Origin of the sequence: Eubacterium sp. ER2, from assembly GCF_000765215.1 — a bacterium.
GTDB classification, from domain to species: domain Bacteria; phylum Bacillota; class Clostridia; order Lachnospirales; family Lachnospiraceae; genus Claveliimonas; species Claveliimonas intestinigallinarum.
The window spans coordinates 1-8,664 of the sequence record NZ_JPJE01000056.1 but is presented as its reverse complement, the minus strand read 5'-3'; the positions used below and the strand labels follow the sequence as shown (position 1 = coordinate 8,664).

General features: G+C 50.6%; 7 protein-coding genes and 1 rRNA gene. 5 read left to right on the top strand and 3 right to left on the bottom strand.

The genetic code is table 11. From position 1 onward, the window contains the following. Both NI21_RS0115310 and NI21_RS0115305 read left to right on the top strand, forming a co-directional pair. Positions 1-93 (top strand): 23S ribosomal RNA (locus NI21_RS0115310); the annotation flags it as partial. Positions 94-284: 191 nt separating this feature from the next. Further along, positions 285-824, top strand: coding sequence for a prolyl-tRNA synthetase associated domain-containing protein (locus tag NI21_RS0115305; RefSeq protein ID WP_033127079.1), 540 nt, complete (start codon positions 285-287; stop codon positions 822-824). Between the two features lie 360 nt (positions 825-1,184). Here the strand turns inward: NI21_RS0115305 and NI21_RS0115300 are convergent, their stop codons facing one another. Then, entirely contained in the window at positions 1,185-1,520 is a 336-nt protein-coding gene (locus NI21_RS0115300; RefSeq protein WP_033127078.1) for a helix-turn-helix domain-containing protein, read from the bottom strand. Positions 1,521-1,692: 172 nt separating this feature from the next. On the opposite strand from NI21_RS0115300, the gene NI21_RS0115295 reads away from it, so the two are divergent. From NI21_RS0115295 to NI21_RS0115285, 3 genes are all read left to right on the top strand, one after another. Next, positions 1,693-2,934: a hypothetical protein gene (locus NI21_RS0115295; RefSeq protein WP_033127077.1), complete on the top strand. Its 1,242-nt coding sequence runs from the start codon at positions 1,693-1,695 to the stop codon at positions 2,932-2,934. 183 nt (positions 2,935-3,117) lie between these two features. Beyond that, positions 3,118-5,151, top strand: coding sequence for an LTA synthase family protein (locus tag NI21_RS0115290; RefSeq protein ID WP_171031561.1), 2,034 nt, complete (start codon positions 3,118-3,120; stop codon positions 5,149-5,151). A gap of 129 nt (positions 5,152-5,280) precedes the next feature. Beyond that, positions 5,281-6,081, top strand: coding sequence for a NifB/NifX family molybdenum-iron cluster-binding protein (locus tag NI21_RS0115285; RefSeq protein WP_033127076.1), 801 nt, complete (start codon positions 5,281-5,283; stop codon positions 6,079-6,081). Positions 6,082-6,142: 61 nt separating this feature from the next. Here NI21_RS0115285 and pflA read toward each other — a convergent pair whose 3' ends face one another. Together pflA and NI21_RS0115275 are read right to left on the bottom strand one after the other, a co-directional pair. Further along, a complete protein-coding gene (gene pflA / locus NI21_RS0115280) occupies positions 6,143-6,940 on the bottom strand; it encodes a pyruvate formate-lyase-activating protein (RefSeq protein ID WP_081958117.1) in 798 nt (265 codons plus the stop codon). Positions 6,941-6,972: 32 nt separating this feature from the next. After that, a partial coding sequence (locus NI21_RS0115275) for a pyruvate formate lyase family protein (protein ID WP_033127075.1) occupies positions 6,973-8,664 on the bottom strand: 1,692 nt, incomplete at its 5' end.

The following is an 8,664-nucleotide window of genomic DNA, read 5'->3' as shown; positions in this document are numbered from 1 at the left end:
GACCCCTTGAAGACGACGAGGTAGATAGGGCAGAGGTGGAAGTGTGGTAACACATGGAGCTGACTGTTACTAATCGGTCGAGGGCATAACCATAAAGGTTCGGGAAGAGATGGAAGATAGAGAATTTCTTGTATGTGGTTTTGAGGGTACATGAAAATATGAAGGCAGTCTGTGAAAACAGGCTGTTTTTTGTTTGCAAAAAAGCGGTGGATGCTGATAGAATAGTAGACAGCAGAGGCTTCACGCAGAAAAGCAAAAGGTAAAGGCAAAAGGAAGAGATACAGATGGTATATATAAGCGAGATCAGCAAGACTGTGCCCAAGAAGGGCAAAAACAAGACCAAGGACAAGGTATTTCAGCTTCTGGATAAGCTCCACATCCCCTACGAGAGAGTGGAAAACGATGTGGTGGAGACAATGGAGGAGTGCGAGGAGATCGACAAAGCTCTCGGCACAGAGGTGAGAAAGAGCATTTTTCTGTGCAACCAGAAGAAGACGAGCTTTTTCCTGGTGGTCATACCTGCCGCAAAGCAGCTGGACACGTCCGCTCTGGAGAAAAAGCTGGGTGTGGGACATCTGTCCTTTGCCTCGGCAGAGATGATGGAGAAGCACCTGGGAGCAAAGCCAGGCTCTGCCTCTGTCATGGGACTTGTCAACGACGAGGACGAGTACGTGCAGCTCATCATGGATAAAGAGGTGGCAGATGAAGAGTGGTTTGGATGCAATCCGGGGATCAACACGGACCATTTGAAGCTGAAGACAGCGGACCTTCTGAACAAATTTCTTCCCCGCATTTATCACAAGGCAAAGATAATGGAGCTGTAATATAGAGAATAAAAAATCTGGAACTTCGGCAGAAGGTTCCGGATTTTTTACATTGCGGGTCGGATAGACCCAGTTGAGCATGTTGAAGTTTCTTAATGGAGAAACGGAAACGTGCGAAATAGCAACCACCCGCTATGCGGGTGCGCGACGTTTGTTATACAAAAAATCACCTTTCCGTTATAATAGGGTTGTTCAGGCCACTATTAAAGAAAGGAAAGGTGATTTTATGGCAAAGCAAACAAATTCGCTTGCACATACGAAGTGGTAAGGTCAGAAGTATTGAAGAAGCCAGTTATGGATAAAAATTCAATACTCCTGACCTTATTTTACTCATAAATAGAAATAAGATTTCGATGATGATTAATCTAAATATTTTGATAAACTAATTTGTGTAGCCTTAACGATTTCAAAAATAATTGTAAGTTCTTGAGGATTGCATTTGTCTAGTATCTCGACTATTTTATTAGAAAGATTACTTTTGTTAACCATTGACTGATCGAATAGTATATCATCAGTACTTACTTCTAAAATTAAGGCGATTTTTACTAGAACGGCTAAACTTAATTTAGTATTACCGGTTTCAATATGACTCATATGAGTTGTTGATATACCAACTTTCTCCGCTAACTCTTCTTGAGAAAAAGAATGAGCTTTTCTATATTTTCGAATTCGTTGTCCGATTAAGAAATAGTCCATTATATTTCCCTGCCTTTATAGTTAATATATATTGAATTATAAGAGATGGTATGTTATGTTTTAATAAACTATATAGGCTATTAAATGCTTATATAATTAAAAAAAGGATGGTGGTTGAATTGAGTTAGTTGTCATGATTTTGAAAGTATTAAAAAGACTAGGAGGGAATATAATGCGAAAAAGAATTGGTATATTATTGGTAGTTGCACTTGTTGTTCTAGGAATAGTATCTTGTAGAGAAGACAATGATAACAATAGTTCAGAGATTGAGAATGGTCAAAAGTCAGTAACATCATCTGTAGATAAAGAAAGTAAACCACAAGAAATACAAAACAGTTTGGAAGATAGGGAGAAAAATATAGTACCATACGCAGTTATTAAGCCTGAGTTACAACTAATACTTAAAGCAGATGGGACAATTATAGGGAGAGGAGCTAATACATATGGTCAGCTTGGGAATGGAACAAGGGTAGATACAGAGGAATGGACAAATGTTGAGGAAATAAATAATGCTGTAGGTATCTATGCTTTGGATGATTTTGGAAGTTCGGAAACGGGAGCAAATATAGAATATGAATATTGTTATGCTTTGACAGAAGACGGGGATTTGTATAGGTGGGGAGCAGATATACTGACTCCTGAAAAAGTTTCTATTATTCCACAAATTGAGGAAATAAAACAAACGACAGATAGAACACTCATGATTAAATGTAAAAATGGGGAAAAGTATATGATTTGTGCAAGTGTCACGGACTCATATGATATGATTATATCTTGCGACACATTATCTGACAATGCAAAATTTTTTGACATACAATATGTAAATCATAGCTTAAATAAAGGTGTAGTGATAGATGGAAATAAATTAACATATATTAATTTTACTTCAGGAATGACGGGAGAAGATACTATAGAACCCAAGATTTTGACAGATTTTGATAGCATAATAGCATCAAGTTATGATATATCTGTTGAAGAAAAAATAGTTGATGCAGTAAGCGTATATCATAACGAAGACAAGGGAAGAGGAATGATTTTGCTTACAGAAATAGGTAATCTGTTACGATTATATGAGTCTCCAGAAAAACAGCCGGTAATTGAAGATTTAACAGTTATTGGAATAGATAAAGCATATGTTTCACAGGATAATGTTTTTTTATTAAAAGGTGGAGAAATACTTTGTCAAGGTGATAATACATCAGGTCAATTAGGAGATGGAACGAGAGAAGACTATTATAGAGATTATTTGACTATCGATGATGCAGTTTTTACGGATTTTTATTATCATGATACTTATGAAAATGAGTATGTTTTAGCAATGGATGAAGATTACAATATATGGGCATGGGGAGCGAACTTTGATGCATTGCCACAGATTATTGTTGACCAGTCTAATTTTACATTAACTGAATAATGGATAAAATTATAATACTAATTAAGCCCTTTTCAGCAAAAAAAGACAGCCTGCGCGAGGGGGATAGGATGCCCCATGAATAGGACAGCGGCGGGCTGTCTTTTTGTGTCGCTTTTTGTTAGGCGGAAAGAGGCTCCAGGGTGTATAATAGTCTCAAATATAAAGGACACGGATGATGAGGGAATGGGAAAGAGGATATTTGTGCTGGAAGCGCTGTCTGTCTATATGGAGCTTGTGTTCCACATCTATATGGGGCTGGATATGAGATATGCCCCTTTGTTTTTGTGCGCCTCGGCGGCCTGGGGGTTTCTGGCGGCCGCGGCGGTGTCTCTTTTGCCGGAGAGGGCCGGGCGGGCAGTGGGAGCCATACTGATCCTGCTGATGTCTGTCGTTTATATGGCGGAATTCATATGCAAGAAAATCCTTCAGCAGTATTATCAGATCGTGGGCGGGCTGGACACGGCTGCCGGCAATCATCTGGGAGACTACCTGGCCGCGGTGTGGCAGGCGCTAAGGGAGAATATCCCGGGGCTTTTCCTGCTGGTGGTGCTGCCTCTGGGAGTCTGGATCTTGACAGTCCGCAGGGCAGGGAAAAAGGAGCCGGAGGAGACAAATGAAAGGACAGGAAAAATCGGCCGCTGGAAGATGACGGCGCTGGCCCTCGGGGCGGCAGCAGTTTTCTTCGCCTGCTTCCTGGCCGGAGTCTTTTTCCTCCCGTGGAAGGGGGAGATCACGCCTGCCTATCTGGCTCGGACAGACCTTTACACAGACGACCAGGTGGAACAGCTTGGCCTTGGGACCATGCTGTTGCAGGATGTCCGCCACAGTATATTCGGAACTCCCGGGGAGACGATGCCCCAGGTGGAGGAGGCGGCGGAAGGGCAGCAGGAACCGGAGGAGCCGGTGTATGATCACAATCAGATGGATATTGATTTTGAAGGGCTGACAGCAGCGGCGTCCAGCGATGAAGAGAGATGGCTCAGTGAATATTTCGGAAGTGTGCAGCCGGCACAGCAGAACGAGTATACGGGCATGTTTGAGGGGTACAATGTGATCTTTATCACAGCGGAGGGCTTCAGCGGCTATATGATCGACCCGGAGCTTACGCCCACTCTCTATCAAATGTCCACCGAGGGATTTGTCTTTAAAAATTTTTACACGCCCCTGCACTTTACAAGCACATCGGGAGGAGAGTTTCAAAACCTGACAGGCCTCTATCCCCGCGCAGGCTTTCCCGTCAGTCTAACTGAGAGCGGAAAGCGGTCCACCTACCTTCCCTTTACGCTGGCAAATGCGCTGAACGGGGAGGACTACACTTCCATTGGCTACCATTTTAACCAGAATATGTATGGGCGGGAGCTGTCCCACCCCAATCTGGGCTATGAGTGGAGGCAGGCGGACGCGTGCGGGCGCCCGGTCACAAAGGAGACAAATGAGAGCGGCCGTGAGTACTGGCCTCAGTCGGATGACTACATGGTGGAGCAGACCTTTGCGGACTATGTGGACAGAGAGCCCTTCAATATCTACTACCTCACTATCAGCATGCATCTGCCCTACGGGTATGACAGCAATGAGATGTCCAGGAGAAACTGGGAGCAGGTGGAGGATCTTCCCTACTCCGACAAGACAAAGGCATACATGGCCGCTGGGATGGAGCTGGAGAAGGGACTGACCCATTTGCTGGAGGACCTGGAGGAGGCGGGGATCGCGGACCACACGCTGATCGCCATGGCGCCGGACCATGTGCCCTACTCGGACCTGGACATCCTGGAGGAGCTGGCAGGCCGGGATTTCGGCTCTGACTCAGTGGAGACGCTGGACGAGGAGAATGTAGATCTGGATGTCTACCGGAACACCTGGATCCTCTGGTCAGCCGGCATGAAGGAGCCTGTGGAGGTGGAAAAGATCTGCTCCCAGGTAGATATCCTACCCACCATGCTCAACCTTCTGGGGGTGGAGTATGACTCCCGGCTGCTGGCCGGCACGGATGTGTTTTCCGATCAGGAGGGCATGGCTATATTCTTTTCCAGGTCCTGGATCACGGACCAGGGGACCTACAGCAGATACACGGAGGAGTTTCAGCCTGCCCCGGGCGTGGAGATGACAGAGGAAGAGCAGAATGTGTATGTGGAAAACAAGAAGTATGTGGCGGACTGCCGGCTGCGGCTGGGAGAGCTGATCATTGAGACGGATTATTACCGGAAGGCTGTGCCGTAGGCCTTCCGGTTTTTGGCATATACCCAAAATTATTATTGACATATGCCCGAAACAAGCCTATACTTTAAAGAAGGAGGGGCAGCAGCCACCCGAACAAGGAGAGAGAAACGCGACAGGAGGAGATGAGAAATGCCAAGACCCAGAAAATGCAGGCGAGTGTGTGACTATCCACAGACTCTTGTATTTGCTCCGGTGGGAGGAAATAAGCAAGAGACCGTGAATATGACTGTGGATGAGTATGAGACGATCCGTCTCATTGATGGGGAGGGATATTCCCAGGAGCAGTGCGGAAGGCAGATGGAGATCTCCCGCACCGCGGTCCAGCTTGTCTACGCCTCCGCCAGAAAGAAGCTGGCGAAGGTGCTGGTGGAGGGGCTGACTCTCTCTATCGGCGGAGGAGATTATCAGCTCTGCCGGGGAGACGGAGGCTGCAGGGCCTGCGGCGGATGCTACAAATACGCCATCAGCCGGAAATATGAAAAGCCGAAGGGAGACGGGATCATGAGAATAGCAGTTACTTACGAAGACGGCCAGGTGTTCCAGCATTTCGGACACACAGAGCAGTTTAAGATTTATGACGTGGAGGACGGGAAAGTCATCGCCTCGGAGGTGGCGGACACGGATGGCCAGGGACACGGAGCCCTGGCGGGCGTGCTGTCTGCCCTGGGAGCGGAGGCGCTTATCTGCGGAGGCATCGGCGGAGGCGCCGTGCAGGCGCTGACCGCCGCAGGTATACAGCTTTACGCTGGAGTGTCAGGGGACGCGGACCAGGCGGTGGAGGAGCTGTTGGCAGGAAAGCTCTCGCCAAACGCAAAGGCCAACTGCGACCACCACGGCCACGGGGAAGGGCATCATGACTGCCAAGGACATGGCGAGGGACACCATGGGTGCGGAGGGCACGGAGAAGGTCATCACGGGTGCGGACATTAAGGAGTGTACGGGAAAAGTACGGACAAATGAAAAAGACATGAAATAGGCAGGGCGCCCTCTGCTAGCGGTCAGCATGCAGAAGGCGCCCTGCCTTTTCTATTTCCCCGGCGGAAGGGGGAAGGACATCCTCCAGAGAGTAGGGGATGCCCAGCTCCTTCCACTTGTAGACTCCCAGCGTGTGGTAGGGCAGCACCTCCACCCGCTCTACATTGGAGAGGGAGCGGATAAAGGCGTCCATCTCGCGCAGGTCCCTCTCCTCATCTGTGAGGCCGGGGACAAGGACGTGGCGGATCCAGACCGGCACGCTAAGCGTATCAAGGAGACCGGCCATGTCCAGGATGTTGTCATTTTCCCTGCCGGTCAGCTTCCGATGTCCTGCCGGGTCCATCAGTTTCAGGTCAAGGAGCACAAGGTCCACGTACTTCATCAGCTCCAGAAACCGGCTGTAAAATGGCTCTTCCCGGGCAAAGGGAGCGCCGGAGGTGTCCAGGGCAGTGTGGACTCCGGCCTCCTTTGCCCTCCTGAAAAACTCTATCAGGAAATCCAGCTGGAGCAGGGGCTCCCCGCCGCTGACTGTGATGCCGCCGCTTTTGCCCCAGTAGGGGCGGTAGCGGAGAGCCTGGGCGAGAAGCTCGTCAGCGCGTATCCTGAGTGCCTGGCCGGAGGTCAGCGCCCAGGTGTCCGGATTGTGACAGAAGCGGCACCGCAGGGGACAGCCCTGCAGAAAGACGAGGAACCGGATGCCCGGCCCGTCCACGGAGCCAAAGCTCTCTGTGGAGTGGACAAGGCCTGTGATATGGCCGCCGCTGATGTCCGGCTGTGAGTCTGGCTGTGAGGGGTATTCTGACAGGTGTTCCATCTTACAAGTTCCTCCTGTGTGCAATAGCTAGGTTACATGGTCTTGTGGCAGGTCCGGGCGATCACGTCCAGCTGCTGTTCTCTTGTCAGGCTGATGAATTTCACCGCGTAGCCGGATACCCGGATGGTGAAGTTGGCGTACTCCTCCTTCTCCGGATGCTCCATGGCGTCGATGAGCTTCTCCACGCCGAAGACGTTGACGTTGAGGTGATGGGCGCCCTGGTAGAAATAGCCGTCCAGGATGGAGGTGAGGTTGTCCACTCTCTCCTCTACGGAGTGGCCCAGCGCGTCCGGGTGGATGGTCTGGGTATTGGAGATGCCGTCCAGGGCCCACTCATAGGGCAGCTTAGCCAGGGAGTTGAGGGAGGCCAGTAGACCGCTCTTCTCCGCTCCATAGCTTGGGTTTGCGCCGGGGGAGAGGGGCTCTCCGGCCTTGCGCCCGTCAGGCAGGGAGCCGGTGGCTTTGCCGTACACCACGTTGGAGGTGATGGTGAGGATGGAGGTAGTGGGCTCGGAGTCCCGGTAGGTGTGGTGCTGGCGGATTTTCTGCATAAAGGTCTTTAAAAGCCAGACCGCGATGTCGTCCGCCCGGTCATCGTCATTTCCATACCTGGGGAAATCCCCAATGGTCTCGTAGTCCGTCACGATGCCGTCCTCGTCCCGGATAGTGCGTACTTTGGCGTACTTGATGGCGCTTAAGGAGTCCACCACGTGGGAGAAGCCGGCGATGCCTGTGGCAAAGGTGCGGCGCACATCTGTGTCGATGAGGGCCATGAGGGCGGACTCATAATAATATTTGTCGTGCATGTACTGGATCAGATTCAGGGCATTTACGTAGAGACCTGCCAGCCATCCCATCATGGAGTCAAAGCGGTGCATCACCTCGTCGTAGTCCAGATATTCGGATGTGATGGGCCTGCTTTCCGGCCCTACCTGCTCCTTGGTGCGCTCGTCCACACCGCCGTTGATGGCGTAGAGGAGACATTTTGCCAGGTTGGCCCTGGCGCCGAAGAACTGCATCTCCTTCCCGGTCTGGGTGGCGGACACGCAGCAGCAGATGGAGTAGTCGTCTCCCCAGATGGGCCGCATCACGTCGTCATTTTCATACTGGATGGAGCTGGTATCTATGGAAATGCGGGCAGCGTAGGCCTTAAAGGTCTCCGGCAGACGGGTGGAGTAGAGAACCGTCAGGTTGGGCTCCGGAGAGGGCCCCATATTTTCCAGGGTGTGGAGGAAGCGGTAGTCGGTCTTTGTCACCATGGAGCGCCCGTCCTGGCCCATGCCCGCTACTTCCAGGGTGGCCCACACCGGATCCCCGGAGAAGAGCTGGTTGTAGGAGGGAATGCGGGCGAATTTTACCATGCGCAGCTTCATGGCCAGGTGATCGATGAGCTCCTGGGCCTCCTTCTCTGTCAGTGTGCCGGCTGCCAGGTCCCTCTGGATGTAGATATCCAGGAAGGTGGAGATGCGCCCCACGCTCATGGCCGCCCCGTTTTGGGTCTTGATGGCTGCCAGATAACCGAAGTAGAGCCACTGCACTGCCTCACGGGCATTTGCGGCGGGCTGGGAAATGTCAAAGCCGTAGGAGGCTGCCAGCTCCTTCATCTGCCTCAGAGCCCGGATCTGCTTTGCCAGCTCCTCCCTCTGGCGGATGATGTCGTCCCGCATGGAGCCGTAGCCGCAGTGGTCGAAATCCTCTTTTTTGGACTGGATCAGAAGATCGAT